At 42.7% G+C, this 16350-nt stretch carries 21 protein-coding genes; 10 read left to right on the top strand and 11 right to left on the bottom strand.

The genetic code is table 11. The features are described 5' to 3' along the window. Positions 1 to 81 precede the first annotated feature (81 nt). The 6 genes from ABD010_RS04415 to ABD010_RS04390 form a co-directional block, all read right to left on the bottom strand. Positions 82 to 540, bottom strand: a complete 459-nt coding sequence (locus ABD010_RS04415; protein WP_343810610.1) for a GNAT family N-acetyltransferase — start codon at positions 538 to 540, stop codon at positions 82 to 84. Positions 541 to 610: 70 nt separating this feature from the next. Continuing rightward, the gene (locus ABD010_RS04410; protein ID WP_343810608.1) at positions 611 to 1477 is read right to left on the bottom strand and encodes a phosphotransferase family protein; all 867 of its coding nucleotides are present in this window, start codon (positions 1475 to 1477) and stop codon (positions 611 to 613) included. Positions 1478 to 1490: 13 nt separating this feature from the next. Next, positions 1491 to 2003, bottom strand: coding sequence for a GNAT family N-acetyltransferase (locus ABD010_RS04405; RefSeq protein WP_343810606.1), 513 nt, complete (start codon positions 2001 to 2003; stop codon positions 1491 to 1493). A 57-nt stretch (positions 2004 to 2060) separates the two neighbouring features. Then, positions 2061 to 2231 carry a hypothetical protein gene (locus ABD010_RS04400; protein WP_343810604.1) on the bottom strand — a complete coding sequence of 57 codons (171 nt, stop codon included), beginning with the start codon at positions 2229 to 2231 and terminating at the stop codon, positions 2061 to 2063. 320 nt (positions 2232 to 2551) lie between these two features. Then, the gene (locus ABD010_RS04395) at positions 2552 to 2704 is read right to left on the bottom strand and encodes a small acid-soluble spore protein P (protein ID WP_174616032.1); all 153 of its coding nucleotides are present in this window, start codon (positions 2702 to 2704) and stop codon (positions 2552 to 2554) included. A 73-nt stretch (positions 2705 to 2777) separates the two neighbouring features. Further along, positions 2778 to 3410 carry a YczE/YyaS/YitT family protein gene (locus tag ABD010_RS04390; protein ID WP_343810602.1) on the bottom strand — a complete coding sequence of 211 codons (633 nt, stop codon included), beginning with the start codon at positions 3408 to 3410 and terminating at the stop codon, positions 2778 to 2780. A 143-nt stretch (positions 3411 to 3553) separates the two neighbouring features. Here ABD010_RS04390 and ABD010_RS04385 point away from each other — a divergent pair, with 143 nt between their 5' ends. Together ABD010_RS04385 and betB are read left to right on the top strand one after the other, a co-directional pair. After that, complete coding sequence (locus ABD010_RS04385; protein ID WP_343810600.1) at positions 3554 to 3724, top strand: hypothetical protein; 171 nt, start codon at positions 3554 to 3556, stop codon at positions 3722 to 3724. Between the two features lie 177 nt (positions 3725 to 3901). Further along, complete coding sequence (gene betB / locus ABD010_RS04380) at positions 3902 to 5482, top strand: betaine-aldehyde dehydrogenase (protein ID WP_390351110.1); 1581 nt, start codon at positions 3902 to 3904, stop codon at positions 5480 to 5482. Positions 5483 to 5707: 225 nt separating this feature from the next. On the opposite strand, the gene ABD010_RS04375 is transcribed toward betB, so the two are convergent. Together ABD010_RS04375 and ABD010_RS04370 are read right to left on the bottom strand one after the other, a co-directional pair. Continuing rightward, positions 5708 to 6256, bottom strand: a complete 549-nt coding sequence (locus ABD010_RS04375; RefSeq protein ID WP_343810595.1) for an SLOG family protein — start codon at positions 6254 to 6256, stop codon at positions 5708 to 5710. 46 nt (positions 6257 to 6302) lie between these two features. Beyond that, a complete protein-coding gene (locus tag ABD010_RS04370; RefSeq protein ID WP_343810593.1) occupies positions 6303 to 6899 on the bottom strand; it encodes a Dph6-related ATP pyrophosphatase in 597 nt (198 codons plus the stop codon). 112 nt (positions 6900 to 7011) lie between these two features. Between ABD010_RS04370 and ABD010_RS04365 the strand changes: the two genes are divergently transcribed. From ABD010_RS04365 to menC, 6 genes are all read left to right on the top strand, one after another. After that, positions 7012 to 7383 (top strand): hypothetical protein, encoded by a 372-nt coding sequence (locus ABD010_RS04365; RefSeq protein ID WP_343810591.1) that lies wholly within the window; start codon positions 7012 to 7014, stop codon positions 7381 to 7383. Next, positions 7329 to 8102 carry a membrane protein insertase YidC gene (yidC, locus tag ABD010_RS04360; RefSeq protein ID WP_343810589.1) on the top strand — a complete coding sequence of 258 codons (774 nt, stop codon included), beginning with the start codon at positions 7329 to 7331 and terminating at the stop codon, positions 8100 to 8102. The genes ABD010_RS04365 and yidC overlap by 55 nt, the downstream gene beginning before the upstream one ends. Positions 8103 to 8336: 234 nt before the next feature. Continuing rightward, positions 8337 to 9179 (top strand): MurR/RpiR family transcriptional regulator, encoded by an 843-nt coding sequence (locus ABD010_RS04355; protein ID WP_343810587.1) that lies wholly within the window; start codon positions 8337 to 8339, stop codon positions 9177 to 9179. 21 nt (positions 9180 to 9200) lie between these two features. Beyond that, positions 9201 to 10337: an amidohydrolase gene (locus ABD010_RS04350; protein WP_343810585.1), complete on the top strand. Its 1137-nt coding sequence runs from the start codon at positions 9201 to 9203 to the stop codon at positions 10335 to 10337. Then, complete coding sequence (locus ABD010_RS04345; RefSeq protein ID WP_343810583.1) at positions 10327 to 11109, top strand: GNAT family N-acetyltransferase; 783 nt, start codon at positions 10327 to 10329, stop codon at positions 11107 to 11109. Before ABD010_RS04350 ends, ABD010_RS04345 begins: the two co-directional genes overlap by 11 nt. A 21-nt stretch (positions 11110 to 11130) precedes the next feature. Then, positions 11131 to 12246 carry an o-succinylbenzoate synthase gene (gene menC, locus ABD010_RS04340; protein WP_343810581.1) on the top strand — a complete coding sequence of 372 codons (1116 nt, stop codon included), beginning with the start codon at positions 11131 to 11133 and terminating at the stop codon, positions 12244 to 12246. A 197-nt stretch (positions 12247 to 12443) separates the two neighbouring features. Here the strand turns inward: menC and ABD010_RS04335 are convergent, their stop codons facing one another. Both ABD010_RS04335 and ABD010_RS04330 read right to left on the bottom strand, forming a co-directional pair. Then, positions 12444 to 13376, bottom strand: a complete 933-nt coding sequence (locus ABD010_RS04335; protein ID WP_343810580.1) for a manganese-dependent inorganic pyrophosphatase — start codon at positions 13374 to 13376, stop codon at positions 12444 to 12446. Positions 13377 to 13445: 69 nt separating this feature from the next. After that, a complete protein-coding gene (locus ABD010_RS04330; RefSeq protein WP_343810578.1) occupies positions 13446 to 13997 on the bottom strand; it encodes a hypothetical protein in 552 nt (183 codons plus the stop codon). 175 nt (positions 13998 to 14172) lie between these two features. On the opposite strand from ABD010_RS04330, the gene ABD010_RS04325 reads away from it, so the two are divergent. Further along, entirely contained in the window at positions 14173 to 15285 is a 1113-nt protein-coding gene (locus ABD010_RS04325) for an NAD(P)/FAD-dependent oxidoreductase (protein ID WP_343810576.1), read from the top strand. Between the two features lie 94 nt (positions 15286 to 15379). Next, positions 15380 to 15538, top strand: a complete 159-nt coding sequence (locus ABD010_RS04320; RefSeq protein WP_343810574.1) for a hypothetical protein — start codon at positions 15380 to 15382, stop codon at positions 15536 to 15538. A 43-nt stretch (positions 15539 to 15581) separates the two neighbouring features. Here the strand turns inward: ABD010_RS04320 and ABD010_RS04315 are convergent, their stop codons facing one another. Continuing rightward, on the bottom strand, positions 15582 to 16229 hold the full coding sequence (locus ABD010_RS04315; RefSeq protein WP_390351177.1) for a YczE/YyaS/YitT family protein: 648 nt from the start codon (positions 16227 to 16229) through the stop codon (positions 15582 to 15584). Between the last annotated feature and the right edge of the window lie 121 nt (positions 16230 to 16350).

The raw sequence follows: 16350 nt of genomic DNA, 5'->3' as shown, positions 1-16350 counted from the left end.
TTGTCACAATATCCGGTTCTTCTTTTATCTCACGAAACATGCATGCGATCGGACTTTCTTTTTCTTCTTGTCTTCCTCTGCTTACGACTGTAATAAAATTGACAGCCGCACCATATCCCGGCATTGAATCCCATTTTCATAAATTGGTTCGTCATAGTTTTTGATAAAGTAATCACGGCGGATCTTCACCATTCGAAACCCGCATTGCTGATAAAGTTTGAGTTGATGGATGCTTGAGTTGCCTGTCCCAACGTCAATGAACCGGTAACCTTGCAGTTGTACGTTCGCGATCGCATGCTGTATCAGTTTTTTTCCGATGCCCTTGCCCTGATAACGTTCCAAAACGGCAACATTGACCAGTTCCATTTTCGTACGCATCGTGTGAACAAGAACATACACACCGATGATGAATTCGTCTTCTTTGACAACGTAACACTGCCCGTTGGATAAATATTCATTAATGTTTTCCTCTGATGGATCCGCTGTCAGAAGTAATTCCATTGGAGGTTCTTCGGTCGACTTTAAACGTTGAATTCTCATGTTGTACTCCTTTATTCCTTCCATTTACTACATTCCATCATACCAAAAAGAATACCTGATAGGGAATAAACTACATGTAATCCTGCATGCCAGCCTTAAACGCCAATTCGTCGTTATGTTCGACACCATGGAGAGCCTCAAGCAATGCAAAGGTTTTTTGATAAAATAAAGCACGGTGTTCAATGCCGGTTTCATTATCATCATAAGTGTCAACACACCGTTTAAAAAATTCATAGCCATAGCTTGCCAAAACACCCGCGAAATCATATGCGGGGTCCCCTATCCCGGATTCACCGAAGTCAATAACACCGACCAATTCGAGACTTTTATCGTCCCAGAGCAGATTGGATGCACCAAAATCACCGTGGATCAGGACCGGTTTAAAATGAAACGTATTGATCTTCGTGAAAAAATTCCCAAAAAATCCGGACACTTCCTTTTTTGCATCTGGCCGCATATATGGAAAAAGCTTGCGTTGAATTCTGTCAAAAAGATTGCTGTATTCCGCTTCCGGATCAGGTGCCGCTTCATCCAATCCATCAGTTGAAGCCGCGTGTAACCGCAGCAGGAAATTTACTAATGAAAAAGAGCGTATCTGTGTCTCAAGTTCTCCGGCTTCGGTAATATCAGGCCTATACAATGGAACGCCTTCAATTTTACGATATCCGGAGAAAACTTTTCCGACCTCTTTTATATTAAATGACTGATAAATCGGTTCCGGAATCGCACAATTTCGCATTATTTTTTTTGCATTTACCAAAATATCTGTTTCATGGATAAGTTTGTCAATGCCTTCTTTATATTTAGGGAAGCGAAAAATCAATGAATCGTTAATCTCAAGGACATCGTTGTTTTGTCCGGTATCAATCTGCTTCACTTTTTCGATTGCCAAATCAGGATAGACCTGCTTGATTCTGTTTATGTAAGTTGATCGCATGATGTTTTCTCCTTTATTTTCTAAACTGAGTTAATTTCTTCCATCCATACGCAATCTCGGTTAATTTCACACCGTTAATTTCCAGTTCATCCGTGCCAATTCTTTTTCCGCCGATCGATTCATAAAAATACGTTGCTGGATTGTCTTGCAGAACCCAGATCAACATAGAATGGAGTCCTTCCTTCAAAAGCGAATCCACAACAGCAGCAGTCAATTGTCTGCCGATGCCATCCCCCTGATATTCCTGTAAAATATAGATCGCATACAGTTCCCCGTTATAGCCATCAAATTTACCCTGACGTTCCCTGCCGCCATTTGCAAAGCCGACAATCGTATCGTCATCCGTTTCCGCCACAAATACATTTTGTTCGACACTTATCTTTTGCCAACGCTTCGTCCGTTCCTCATAAGACATCCCATCTAAAAATGAATCAGGAACAATTCCCCTGTATGTCGTCCGCCAACTGTCAACATGAACCTTGGCTATTTGAGCTGCATCATTAACAGTTGCAGTTCGTATTTTCATAACATCGCTTCCTTTCCTACTCTCCTTCCAAAAAATTCGACATCTACCCAAAGGATGTTAGTCCTTATCCACGTCATTATAACGATTATCACGTGATTTATTATACCGTGTTAAAATTGCTTTGCCGGTTTCAGAATTATCTATCCCATGCCTCACAGCGACTGTAATAACCAGATACAGAATAAACAAACCGATCACATACATGAGAATCGAAATAACCGCCTCCATGAAAACGCCTCCTTTTTAATTTAATGATACCTGTAATATGTTTATAATGCCAGGGGTTGTTGGTCGGGTGATGTAAATAAAAACAACATTTGAATGAACTAAATCATCCGCATATGCTCGTTTTTGAACCGTATATGCTCGGTTTCGGAGTGGATATACTCGTTTTTGGATCATATATGCTCGATTCTGTACTATTTATGCTCGATTTTTGATAGTAGTGTTGAATTACTGTAGATGATTAGCTTCGATAGGAATTTTTAAGAGAAGCTGCAGCCGCCTGCCGCCCCATGAAAAAAAGACAGCTGCAAACTGTCTTTTTCTTACATATCATGATCTGATTTTTGTTTTTGCCGTGAATGATTCCGCTGCTTTACTTTATGTGACCCGTCAAGCGGCTCGCCATATGGCTGTTTTGGACTTTTTGGCAAATCAGGACTTTCCTGCTGCTTTGGCCCTTTTCGATTTTTGCTCATAAATAACACCGCCTCCTTCCCTCTCGTAGTTTTTGGAGAGAAAAGGATTCTATGCATATAATTGGCGCCTTCGTCAGGATGCCATTTTATCGCGATGTTTCCCCATTCCATTCCGAAGTATTTTTACATATGGCAGGAACAAATTAATAAGCACCCCGGAAATGAGTGCATTAATCAAGGTGCCGATTCCAATTGCTCCACCAAAAACAAAGGCAACAATGACGAGTCCTCCACTGACTGCAGCCCTTGAGTACGTAACACTCCAACCGGTCAAATCCGAAATAACCAGCATGGTGCGGTCCATCGGGTTTGGGGCAAAATTCGACTGTAAATAGAAAGCCACACCAAGGCCAATTAAAAAGATACCGGCTGAAAGTGCAATCCACTGTCCAACCAGTGTACCTGGGGCAACCCATTCCCGTAAAACGAGCAGCCACGAGTCAATTCCAATTCCGGTTACAAAGGAAGTGACTAAAGCCAGGAATTCCGGTCTTCTTTTAGCGGCCAGCGCATTGCCGATAACCATTGTAAAGCCAACAACAATTTCCCAGCTTCCAACAGTTAATCCAAATGTCCGGTGCAATCCGACCAGAAGTGCATCAAACGGCGAGGCACCCAATGTCGATTGGATGGTGAGTGCAATTCCGAGCGTTAAAATCACAATGCCTATCAAATAAAAATGAATTCCATCCCGAATGAACCGCATGTCACCACTTCCTTTCCGATATTTTGCTCCCTATAGTGTATCAAACCCCGCAGCTAAACTAAACAAAATGATTTCAAAATGATTCCGACGTGCACCAGTGTCTGTTTTCGGTAATAAGCTGTAAGCAAGAGAGGAGAATTTTCATGAAAATTTCTCAGATACTATACTGGATTGCGTTTTTTCTAATACTTGCGGTTCCTGTACTGGTAGCACTGTATTTATACAGCTCATTCGAGCAATCAACCGGAAACGGAAATAGTGGGAACTCCCAAGGACCTCATACCGTCACCCATATTGAAGATGTCTGTATTTAAAAAGGAAGCCCGATCAGGAGGCTTCCTTTTACTGTTATTCTACTCATTTCGGGCCATCAATTAGCACTTCTGCTTTCAATTAGTTCACCTTTCTTATAAATTTAACATCAACGTATTAAATGGTTAACTACAGCTCCCGCTTTATTTTTCTGTCTATTTGCGAGAAAATGTTTATACATGCTCTTTTTGACAAAAAAATTCATCCGTGGTAAATTATATTCATTCGAAACGTTAAATATTTTTTTAATAAATTTAACAACAATCAAAGGAGGGTCCACATTGACTGTTAAACAGCAATTTATTAATGGGAAATGGGTGAATTCCTATTCCAATAACGTGCGTGATATTATCAATCCATTTAACCAGGAAATAATCGCACATGTAACAGAAAGTGATGATACAGATACGAAAGCTGCAATTTCCGCGGCAAAAGAGGCGTTTGACCACGGTGTCTGGCCAACCACACCAGCTACCGAACGCGGCTGGATTGTCGGTAAAATTGCTGCATTAATTGAACGTGACAAGGAAGAACTTGCTGAACTGGAGTCACTAGACACGGGTAAAACTATGGAAGAAAGCCGTGGTGATATGGAAGATATTGCCGGTGTATTTCGCTACTTTGCGGAAATTGCCGATAAAAACCGCGGAGAAGTGATCGACTCCCCTATCCCGAATTCCATAAGCAAGGTGGTACATGAACCTGTTGGTGTTTGCGGACAGATCACCCCATGGAACTATCCGTTGCTGCAGGCATCCTGGAAACTGGCACCTGCACTAGCGGCAGGAAACACACTGGTTATGAAACCGAGCGAAATTACACCACTGACGTCCATTAAAGTTTTTGAACTGATGGAAGAAGCGGGCTTACCTGCAGGTGTGGCAAACCTTGTACTTGGACCAGGAAACACAGTCGGTGCTGAACTCTCCGCCAATACCGATGTTGACCTGATCTCTTTTACCGGCGGAATTGACACCGGAAAAAAAATCATGCAGGCGGCAAGTGGCAATGTGAAAAAACTGGCACTTGAACTTGGCGGAAAAAACCCGAATATTATTTTTGCTGATGCCGACTTTGACACCGCGGTCGACCAAGCCATGAACGCGGTCTTTTTCCATGCCGGGCAAATCTGCTCAGCAGGCACCAGATTAATAGTTGACGAAAGGATCCATGATGATTTCGTAGCATCCCTGGTTGAACGGGTCAAAAAAATCAAACTCGGCAATGGTTTTGATGATACAACCCAAATGGGGCCGCTGATTTCCAAAGAACACCTGAATAAAGTTGTTGACTATGTGGAAAACGGTAAACGGGAAGGTGCTGAAGTTGCTGTTGGCGGCGAGTGCCCGGATGCCCCTGAATTGAAAGACGGATTTTTCTACCTGCCAACCGTCTTAACAAACTGCACAACTGATATGAGTGTTGTTCAAGATGAAGGCTTCGGCCCGGTTATTACGGTTGAAAAATTCTCTTCAGAGGAAGAAGCTGTGAAACTGGCAAATGATTCCATTTATGGATTGTCAGGAGGCATTTGGACACAGGATACAGCCAAAGCTGAACGCTGTGTAGCCAAAATGCGGATGGGTACTGTCTGGATTAACGATGTAAACCTGTATTTCCCGCATGCACCATGGGGCGGTTTCAAGCAGTCCGGTATCGGCCGTGAACTTGGCAAAACCGGTCTTGAAGAATATCAGGAAAGCAAACACGTTTTCCACAATCTGAAACCTGAGCCAATGAATTGGTTCGGTGCTGAATAAATCGAAAGACCATTATTAGATAAAGATGGAGCAACTTGGCTTTAGCCCAGGTTGCTTTTTTTGATGTAAGCATTTTTTTGGAAATGATCTCAATTGTGAACTCCCAGCGATTAAGTTGTGAACTTCTAGCAATTTATTATGAACTTCTAGCAGTTGACTCGGTATTTCTAACACTTTTATCGTGAAATCTAACAGAAGACGTTCTTCAATCAAAAAGTTTCACTCCTAGTAATCCTCATTCATCATTTGTGTCTCCTCGACGATTTCATCCAGATCCGCCGGTGTAATCAAGTAAATCGGATAATCGTCACCTGCTTTCTCGGCAGCTTCATGGAAAAATCGGTTACTGCCTGGAAATTCTTCATCAAACAACATCAGGCAGCCATCACTCTTGTCCACCAGCCACATGTTTTTTGCCTGAAATTGATAGGCTCCCTGATAATCGCCTTTGTACAATGGCTTGTAAAAATCCGCTCCGGCCAGCAGCTCCTGATACAACAACTGAACCTGTTCGGGCCACCTCGATTCCTGATTTTCAAATGGCGGGATGACAGCAAGTTTAATCGGATATCGCTCCTGCATGTCCAGAACGACCTCACCGGCCCATAATTCCACACCCATTTGTCCGGAGATGAGCACCCACTCCAGGCCTTTTTCAGCAAAATCTATTAGACGCTTCTCAATGGCCCCTTTGACAAAAGCAATCCGAGCGTCATCATGCTTAAAAATATTCAGTTCCATTGGTTTATATCCTGTTATAGTTAAAATTTTCATATGTTATCATTCCCTGCTTTTAATAAAGTACCGAACAGCAGTACTCTCAATCACTGTTAAAAATTGGTCCGTCCAGTACCGTTGTATGGTATTCCCCGGACTCACCCATCGGACAGACATCAAACCGGGCAATATCATCGGCAAAATCCTGGTTGACCGGTCGTCCCGTCCAGCTTTCCGGAAGCCGATCCGAATCCACCTTTATCACTTTCGCCTTAAACCCCGCTGCAATAACCTCACGCAGCAGCTGCAGCATGTTTTCCTCTTTTGTCCAAAGCGGATAAACAGCCTCCACTCCAGCTGCAGAGGCCACCTGCTCCCCCCACTCCCGGTGTCCTTCCAGATAAATGTCACCAAACGCAACACCGTCAATTCCATAGCGCATTTTCAAATTGTTCACAGCTGACACAAAATCCGCAGTATATGTATCAAAATCAGTCTCGATAAAATAAACCGGAATTTCTGCCCGCCTTGCCTGTTTCTTGATTCGCTCCCGCTTCTCATCATGGGCGACGGTACTGCCGCTTTTTTTCCAGATGGTTGTAAGCAGACAGGCAACTTCAACACGCTTTTCCTGTAATTTATATAAAGCAAAACAGCTGTCCTTTCCCCCGCTGAAGGAAAGTGCGACTTTTTCCACCATAACCTGATCTCCTCTCCTTTAGCCAAAATATCCTCACTTTAAATTACGTGAAACCAATGCTATCATTATAACGTATTACAGGTAGCAAACATAGAAAAGGGGGTGAATACAGTTGTTTTTTGAGCTATTATATGATGTTGTCGGAGAAATTTCACCAATCTATTTCTATTTGAGTATCATTTTCACCCTGGTCTGCAGTTACCGGATTATGAACATGAACATCCATCATCCCATAATTCGTAATCACGATTATGCGAAAGAATGTCACGCCATCTATATCAAGCTGTTGCCGATAAATGTGACGATTGGTCAAATTGTAGAAATCCACAACTGGATAACCCATACGACAAAACGCATTGATACACCAGATGATGATTCGGATCACCATTCCTTCTCGTTACAAAAGAAATTATTACGAGGAGGACAAATATGGGGAAAAAATCTGTATTCACGTTCAAGTATAAGTATGGCTTTATCGGATTAATTCTGATATTGCTGCTGACCGGGTGCGCGACAAACGAACCAATCGACCCGGAATCAGCCAACTTTTTTGAACACTATTTTATTCTGCCGTTTTCCATTATTATAAAATACGTGGCAGCACTGTTGAGTGATAACTTCGGCCTGTCCATTATCGTCATTACGCTGCTGATTCGGCTCGCCATTATGCCATTCATGCTGAAACAAATGAGAACAAGCAGAGACATGCAGAAAAAAATGAAAGCTTTAAAACCGGAATTGGATGCCATTAACGAAAAATACAAAGGCAAAACGGATATGGACTCCAAAATGGAAAAACAGCAAGAAATGCAAAAACTTTATCAAAAGCATCAACTGAACCCGCTTTCTTCAATGGGATGCCTGCCGATGCTCATTCAGTTTCCAATACTGATTGGCTTTTATTACGCCATCCGGAGAACACCCGAGATCGCCACACATAGTTTTCTGTGGTTCAATCTTGGGCATACCGATCTCATTCTGACTGGTTTAGCGGTATTAATCTATTTTGCTCAGTCGCGGGTTTCACTAATCGGAATGGATGAAAAACAGAAAAAGCAGATGGCATTATTCAGTTTTATCTCACCAATTATGATAGGTATTGTTTCACTGAATGCCCCTGCTGCGCTGCCGCTGTACTGGGCGGTCGGCGGATTGTTTCTTATTTTCCAGACGATTATTTCTAGAAAACTTATCACTCGCTAAACCTTTATCTTAGTCACACGATGCGTATAAGGACTTATCTGCCCAAAAACAATTCTTTCCCGGTCTGCAAGTTGACCGGGATTAATTTTGCCCGCCCAATTTTTAAATAATTCTTAAAATTACCTTGCGAAAATTGATGAATCATGATATCTTTCATATAAATAAAGTGTATACTTTTTTATAAAAATACAATAAAGCATTTCCTTCTCAACCTATATGAATTGGGGATTATCAATGGAAAAATTATATGCAAAAATTAAGCAGCGCCAGGCCACCTTTTCAAAAAGCTTTAAGAAAATAGCTGCCTATGTATACAATGACCCATCTGTTTTTGCCATGGATTCAGCCAAAGAAGCCGGCAAACGCATTGGGGTTAGTGAAACAACGATTATTCGCTTCGCCCATACACTTGGTTATCAGGGGTACAGTGCTTTGCAGCAAGAATACCAAAATCGGATATTCCGAAAAAAAAGCAGTCTTGACAACTACCGGAACCAAAAATTCTCGCCCACTAAGAGCCGGCAGACTATTAAAAATCATATGTTTCAAGATATACATGCCATCGAAAGGGTTATGGAACAGATTTCCGATAGTGAACTGGAGAAAGTCGTGGAGAAATTGCTCCATTCCAGCAATACGGTTATTACTGGGGCTCAAGCGTCGTATTCCCTTGCATACTGGTTTACCTTTACACTTGATATTGTTGCAGGCAATGCAAAGCAGTTTTTGCCGGGAATGGACAGTTTAAAACGAATCAGCGAACTGGATAAGGGCAGTGTTCTTGTCGCTTTTTCCTTTCACAGATACAGCAGTGAAACGACCAAACTTGTCAGAGCTGCCAGGACCCAGGGAGCGACCGTTATCAGCTTTACCGATAATGCATTTTCTCCAATCTCGGAACATTCGGATATAACGCTTGCAGTACATACTGATGAACTTTCAACACTGGATATAGTACCTGCTGTCTTCTCACTGATAAACAGTATTATGTCCGCTATATCCAGACGCAATCCTGAATCATTCCAGCAAAGTATTGAAGCTTTTAATTCCACAATTGCCAATGAATTTTTTGAATGATCATGCAAAGGAGGTCCAACGATGCAAGCCATCATCAACACATTAAAGCCAAAGTTATCTTCCATCTTTACCTATTTGCACGAACACCCTGAGGTAAGCTGGAACGAACATGCTACAACTGCATATATTAAAAAACTGCTCAGCGACTATGACTGCCGCATCATGGAACTTGACGGGATACCAGGTCTTATCGTTGAAATTGGTCACGGGCAGCCGGTGGTTGCAGTGCGCGCAGATATGGATGCATTGTGGCAGGAGGTGGACGGTAAATTTCAGGCAAATCATTCTTGCGGACATGATGCACACATGACCATTGCACTTGGCACGCTGTTGATACTTCCTGAGGTACTGCCACCCACCGGTACATTCCGATTCATTTTTCAACCCGCAGAGGAAAAAGGTACAGGTGCCTTAGCAGTCGTAGAGCAAGGTATTGTCGATGATGTCGACTTTTTATACGGCATGCATTTGCGACCTGCTGAAGAGCTCGCTGATGACCAGTTTGCACCGGCAATTCACCATGGTGCTGCGTGTTTTATTGAAGGGGTCATCCATGGCGAAGATGCCCATGGTGCCAGGCCGCACCTCAATACCAATGCCATTTTGGTTGGTTCGGAAATCGTGCAGTACCTCAATAATCTTCAACTTAATCCGAACATGTCCTATTCCGCCAAAATGACCGCTTTTCATGCTGGAGGTGAAAGCAGCAACATTATTCCCGGAAATGGAACCTTTAAGCTGGATTTACGTGCCCAGACAAATGACATCATGGACAAACTGATGATCAAGGTGGAGCATATTGTCAACATGCTGTCAGATTATCATGACATATCGATCGAATTAAAAATCGGGGCTAATATCGCTGCAGCTGTTGTCAACAATGAAGCGGCCGGAATGATGGAGCAGGCTATCATTGATCGGGCGGGACCTGAACGAATGAAGCCAGCAATCACGACGACTGGTGGTGATGATTTTCACTTTTACACAATTGAAAAACCACATATAAAAGCAACCATGCTGGCCATCGGATGTGATCTAAAACCAGGCCTGCACCATCCCCATATGACGTTTAACCGGGATGTTATTCCAAAAGCTGTTAAAATTCTTACGGATGTTCTGTTAAAAACTGTTGAAAGAGGTGCTGGAATTGACCAATGACATCACAATCCGCCCGCTAACTGGAATGGATGAACTGCTGGAAATGCAGAAAATCGAAGAAACGGTTTGGCAGATGTCACCCAATCCGGTCCACCAGACATTCACAGCGCTAAACAATGGCGGAATCATTCTGGGAGCTTTTGATGATAATAGCATGATTGGTTTTTTGTACAGTTTTGCAGGATTTGATGGACAAAATGCGTATCTTTGCTCCCATATGCTAGGAATTTTACCAGCTTATCGAAGCGGTGGACTGGGTATGCGAATGAAACGGATGCAGGCACAACTTGCTGGTAAAATGGGCTATTCAATAATTACCTGGACATTCGATCCGCTCGAAAGCCTGAATGCGTTTCTTAATCTGCATAAGCTGGGTGCTATCGGCGCAGCATACCACACTGATCATTATGGTGTTATGGATGACAATTTGAACAAAGACCTTCCAACCGACCGGATCCAAATTGAATGGACCATTGGTGGACGGAAATATATCCCGAAAGTAAAAGTTGCACCGGACAGACTCCTTACCGATGTGAGTGAACACAATGAACCCATCGGACGACCAACTATTTTTCAAGAAAATCATGACGAATGGTTTGTCGCCATTCCAACAAATTTTCAATCAATTAAACAGGAAAACATTGAACTTGCCCGGCAGTGGCGGCAAGTGACCCGGGAAGCATTCCAACTGCTTTTCAGTCAAAAATACATAGCAAGAGATCTTTTACGGGATCAAACAAAAGAAATTAGTTATTATTATTTTTCCAAATAAATTTGCCTGGAGGCTGCTAACATGACAATACCAATCACTCAAATTAAATTGCGAAGGCTGAAAATGCAGTTGAAACATCCATTTACAACAAGCTTTGGTACGATGCAGGACAAGGAATTTTTTATAACGGAAGTACTTGATGATGCTGAAAGTCACGGTTTTGGCGAGTCTGTTGCCTTTTCCAGTCCTTGGTACAGTGAGGAGACCGTTCAGACCAACTATCATGTTATGAAAGATTTTTTAATTCCCTTACTGCATAGAAACGTCATTCACCATCCTGATGATGTACTGGATGTTTTCCGCCCAATAAAGCGGAACAACATGGCCAAGTCCGCATTGGAAGGCGCTATTTGGGATCTATATGCGAAGCGGAAAAACATGCCGCTTGCCGAAGCACTTGGCGGAAAAAAAGAAGAAATCGATGTGGGCATCAGTATCGGCATTCAACCGACTGTTGATGACCTGCTGAGCACGGTTGACCGATACGTTCAGGAAGGATTCAAACGGATAAAAATCAAAATTAAGCCGGGTTGGGACTATGATGTACTTGCTGCAGTCAAGAAGAAATTTCCGGATGTTCCGGTAATGGCAGACGCCAATTCTGCCTATACATTGAAGGACATTAATCAATTACAGCGTCTTGATGAGCTTGAGCTGATGATGATTGAACAGCCGCTGGCACATGATGATATCGTCGATCATTCTAAGTTGCAGGCTGTTATGCGAACTCCTATCTGTCTTGATGAAAGTATTCATTCACTGGAAGATACCAAAAAGGCTGTTCAGCTGGAATCGTGCAGAATTATCAATATTAAAATTGGCCGTGTGGGCGGTTTATCCGAGGCAAAACGGATCCACGACTTTTGCAGAGATCACGGAATCCTCGTTTGGTGCGGCGGCATGCTGGAAGCTGGTGTCGGGCGCGCACATAATATTGCCCTCACCACCCTTTCACAATTTGCACTTCCAGGTGATACTGCCGGCTCATCACGCTACTGGGAGCAAGACATCATTGCTCCTGAAGTGACCGTGGAAAATGGAAGAATAACAGTTCCAAAGACGGCTGGAATCGGCTATGATATCAATGAGGACGCACTTAACCGATTTACGGTTGAAGAAGAAACCTTTAATATGTAACACCGGTCAAGACGGCTGATTTATTGTGAATGCTGGTTTGAGTGTTCGCACGTTTGGCATCGAGTTCGCACGTTTGCGACTGGACTTCGCACGTTTGACGCCGAGTTCGCACGTTTGGGGCTGGTTCCTCATTCAAGTCCATTAAAAAAACGCCCCCTTGCCACCTGGCGGAGGGCGTTTTTTTAATGCAATTCTTTTTATTTGCTGAACGCTTCTGTCAAAACAGTCACGATTTGTTTCTTACGGGATACAACACCTTTCAGCAATGCTCTGTTGTTGTCATCCAGTTTCTCATCGAAGGCTTTTTCAACAATTCCTTTTGACTCCCCTGCTGCGAACACTTCTGAATCATTGTTCAGAATGTCCGTTGCGACGAACAGGAAGAGATCAAGTCCTTTTTCCTCAATCGTTTTGTTGATTTCCGTTTCCAAATCTGCCTGAAGCTTGTAAATTTCACTGATATCCACCGCATTGACCTGGGCGATTTCCACTTTCGCATCACCCATGGAAAATTCTTTGGCATCCATTGTAATCATATCGTTGGCAGATTTATCGCTGATATCCGCTCCGGCTTTAAGCATTTCCAATCCATATGTTTCCATATTTACACCAGCAATGTCAGCAAGTTCGTAAGCTGCTTCGACGTCATGTTTCGTGCATGTTGGTGATTTTAATAGTAAAGAATCAGAGATAATAGCTGATAAAAGCAGTCCTGCAATATCTTTCGTTACTGCAACACCATATTCCTTATACATTTTGTTCAGGATAGTTGCTGTACAGCCGAATGGTTCAGCACGGAAATACAACGGTTCTTTCGTTTCGAAATTGGAAACACGATGATGGTCAATTACTTCCGAGATTTTCACTTCACTAATATTATCCACACTTTGCTGAAATTCATTGTGATCAACTAGAATAACATCCGTAACATCAGAACCAACTTTTTCAATCAATTGTGGTGCTTCCACACCGAAATAATTCAGTGCAAATTGAGTTTCATTATTTACTTCCCCAAGCCGTGCAGGTTCTGCATTTACATCGGCTTTCTTTTTTAAATCTGCATATGCTAATGCAGAGCAAATCGTATCTGTGTCGGGACTTTTATGCCCGAAAATTAACGTCTTGTCCATGTTTCATTACTCCCTTTTGTCTGTTCATTTCCATGTATAAGATTATCATAAATACATGGTTGCTGTGTACTAATTTGATGTTTTCAATGTTTCAGTCACACCCCAGATTTTATCATAGGCCTTGTAATTGTTCAAAGCGATATCAAGATCATGAAACATCCGGTGCAAATAACGAACCTTTTCTTTATCTTGTTCGGTTTTTACTGATTTTGCCAGATCACGTATTCGTTTCAGATCCGACTTTAAATCCCCCTGCTTCACCCCGGGAAAAAACTTGTCCAGTGAGGCAAGTATTTTTTCTGCTCGTTTCTGTTGCTGCTCCCAGTCCAGTGAAGCAATGTCACCATATCCGGTTGTATCGTTGTAAAAATCATGCGTTTTGGACACAAACGTCCCAACCTGTTGATGTGAATTACCGACAGTTTCACTTATCTCCTCCACCTTTTCCCGGGTTTCCTTGGAAATCGGCTCATCCGCCCCTGATGCCTGGCCGTCAAACAATGAACTGAACCCAAATACATTAAAGAAGAATAATGATGAAGCTGCGATGGTAAGTAAAAATACACTGATAACTGCCCAGCCGAACCAGCCCATTCCAAATTTATGAGTGCGTTTAGTCAAACAGACAACCCCTTATTATGATATTGTTAGTGATTATAGCAAACAACATATGTTTTGCGGCTTTTGAATGAATGCCTTACTATTGTTTTCGATGAATAGTATTTAATTCCTTTTTTAATTCACAAATTGTTATCATATTTTTATAGTTCGTTTCAGATACAGAAAGGATTTTTTGATGAAAAAAATAATTGTAATTGGCGCTGGTATATTAGGTGCTTCCACTGCATATCAATTGGCAAAGTCGGGCGCAGAAGTGATCGTTGTGGATCGGCGTGATCCAGGCCAGGCTACAGATGCTGCTGCAGGCATTGTTGCCCCGTGGCTTTCGAAAAGACGCAATAAAGCATGGTACAAGCTTGCAAAAGGCGGTGCGCGTATCTACCATGATTTGATTAAGGAGCTGGCTGCAGATGGAGAAACAAACACCGGTTATGCCAAAGTAGGAGCGCTAAACCTTCACACAGATGACGAAAAGCTGGCAGCCATGAGGAATCATGCTATAAAAAGGCGTGAGGATGCCCCGGAAATCGGTGAACTTACCATTCTGAATCACAAGGAGACAAAGAAAATGTTCCCCCTTATGTCTGATGAATATAGTGCCCTGTATGTAAGTGGTGCTGCCCGGGTAGACGGCCGAAAACTGCGGAATGCCTTGTTGCGTGGTGCTGAAAAACACGGTGCATCAATTATCCATGGCGATGCCTCCCTAACCTATGAAAATGCTGACATCACAGGAATTCATGTTAATCATGAATACATTTACGCAGATGAAGTGATCGCAGCAACCGGTGCCTGGACACCACAATTGCTGGAGCCCCTGGGCATACAGTTTGATATTCGTCCACAGCGTGCTCAAATTGTTCACCTGCAAATGCCCGGAACGACGCCGGAAAACTGGCCGGTTGTAAAACCACCATTTAATCAGTATATGCTTACATTTGCGGACCGGATAGTCGTCGGAGCGACGCAGGAGAATAACGTTGGCTTTGACAGGCGAATTACAGCTGGTGGTTTGGAATTCACCTTGAAAAACGCCTTTGAAATTGCACCGGAGCTGAAACATGCAACTGTTTTGGAAACGCGTGTCGGATTCCGCCCGATGACACCGGAGTCTGTACCAGTCATTGGCAGACTTCCCGGCTTCAATAGATTACTTCATGCAAATGGACTGGGGTCTTCCGGGCTTACCATGGGGCCGTATGTTGGCAAGCAGCTTGCTGACACAGCACTTGGAAATACCCTGGAAATCGACCTGTCTAACTATGATATGAGCCGGTTAGTTCAATGATTATGAACAAACTTTGTCCATTCCAATGCCTTTATTTACAGGAAGTAACGCGTTTGCTACTCTTAAAATAAGGAAAATAAGGGGGATGACGGATTTGGGAGGCAGAAAGTTTGTTTTATTGATTGTTGCTGTGACACTGATTTTAATAATCACAGTCTGGTTAACCCTGCAAAGTGTTATGGTTAACTACGATGTCGATCGGGATACATCACAGCCGGATCACACATCTGAATTACAATCGATTCGGCTTTAAACAAAGAATGCCCGGGACCATAATTCGGGTCCCCGGGCATTCACTATTTTGCGCCTGACTTATACAGATTACCTTTCACATTTTTGGAATTCAGTTTTTGGATATAATGATCTATTTTTAAAAAAGTATATTGAAAAATCGGGCTTTGGATAAAGGTGAAAATAAACGTGAATATAAAAACCGGACCACCAAGAACCAATCCCAGCACCAATACAGAGCTCTCCGTTATGATCCGCACCCTGCCTATCGGGGCATCAAATTTATCGGCCATCGACAGCATAAACCCATCACGCGGACCGGAACCAAGCCTTGCTGCATTATACATTCCGCCACCAATCCCCATAATTATAATACCTGAAAGCATGAAAAAAATATCTGTCAACACATGACTTGCTTTTGGAAGCAGATCCAGCCACATAAAGAGATCGACAAACATTCCAACCATAAATGCATTCAGAAACGTGCCAAGTTTGATATAACGTTTATCCAGAATCCAGGAGATAATAATCAACGTCAATCCGCAAATAATATTCCAGGTGCCAATGGTAAAGCCGAACTTTTCATGCAACCCCACATTCAGTACATCCCACGGGTGAATCCCCAAATGCTGTACATGGATTGCCACAGATATGCCAAAACTGAACGATATAAGTCCCACAACAAAAAAAGCCACTCGAATCGCCGCAACCAATCTCCTCACCCTGCTTTCATCACCTATTGTTATATAGTGCAGCAGTTTTGTTAAATGTGCAAGATTTCCGGTTTAGAATGTAGTGAATTAGTCAGCGTAAATGAGCAATTCGAGGAAGGTC

Source organism: Virgibacillus siamensis (assembly GCF_039522605.1).
Taxonomy (GTDB): Bacteria; Bacillota; Bacilli; order Bacillales; family Amphibacillaceae; genus Lentibacillus; species Lentibacillus siamensis.
Note: the sequence above shows the minus strand (reverse complement) of the source record. Positions and strands in the feature narration are given on the sequence as shown.

Excerpts from the sequence above, each read along its gene's own strand:
- ABD010_RS04375 (WP_343810595.1), bottom strand. The coding sequence starts at position 6,256 with ATGAAAATTTTAACTATAACAGGATATAAACCAATGGAACTGAATATT.
- ABD010_RS04350 (WP_343810585.1), top strand. The coding sequence starts at position 9,201 with ATGCAAGCCATCATCAACACATTAAAGCCAAAGTTATCTTCCATCTTT.
- ABD010_RS04370 (WP_343810593.1), bottom strand. The coding sequence starts at position 6,899 with ATGGTGGAAAAAGTCGCACTTTCCTTCAGCGGGGGAAAGGACAGCTGT.
- ABD010_RS04405 (WP_343810606.1), bottom strand. The coding sequence starts at position 2,003 with ATGAAAATACGAACTGCAACTGTTAATGATGCAGCTCAAATAGCCAAG.
- ABD010_RS04410 (WP_343810608.1), bottom strand. The coding sequence starts at position 1,477 with ATGCGATCAACTTACATAAACAGAATCAAGCAGGTCTATCCTGATTTG.
- yidC (WP_343810589.1), top strand. The coding sequence starts at position 7,329 with ATGGGGAAAAAATCTGTATTCACGTTCAAGTATAAGTATGGCTTTATC.
- betB (WP_390351110.1), top strand. The coding sequence starts at position 3,902 with ATGCTCTTTTTGACAAAAAAATTCATCCGTGGTAAATTATATTCATTC.
- ABD010_RS04385 (WP_343810600.1), top strand. The coding sequence starts at position 3,554 with ATGAAAATTTCTCAGATACTATACTGGATTGCGTTTTTTCTAATACTT.
- ABD010_RS04325 (WP_343810576.1), top strand. The coding sequence starts at position 14,173 with ATGAAAAAAATAATTGTAATTGGCGCTGGTATATTAGGTGCTTCCACT.
- ABD010_RS04395 (WP_174616032.1), bottom strand. The coding sequence starts at position 2,704 with ATGAGCAAAAATCGAAAAGGGCCAAAGCAGCAGGAAAGTCCTGATTTG.
- ABD010_RS04335 (WP_343810580.1), bottom strand. The coding sequence starts at position 13,376 with ATGGACAAGACGTTAATTTTCGGGCATAAAAGTCCCGACACAGATACG.
- ABD010_RS04355 (WP_343810587.1), top strand. The coding sequence starts at position 8,337 with ATGGAAAAATTATATGCAAAAATTAAGCAGCGCCAGGCCACCTTTTCA.
- menC (WP_343810581.1), top strand. The coding sequence starts at position 11,131 with ATGACAATACCAATCACTCAAATTAAATTGCGAAGGCTGAAAATGCAG.
- ABD010_RS04415 (WP_343810610.1), bottom strand. The coding sequence starts at position 540 with ATGAGAATTCAACGTTTAAAGTCGACCGAAGAACCTCCAATGGAATTA.
- ABD010_RS04400 (WP_343810604.1), bottom strand. The coding sequence starts at position 2,231 with ATGGAGGCGGTTATTTCGATTCTCATGTATGTGATCGGTTTGTTTATT.
- ABD010_RS04390 (WP_343810602.1), bottom strand. The coding sequence starts at position 3,410 with ATGCGGTTCATTCGGGATGGAATTCATTTTTATTTGATAGGCATTGTG.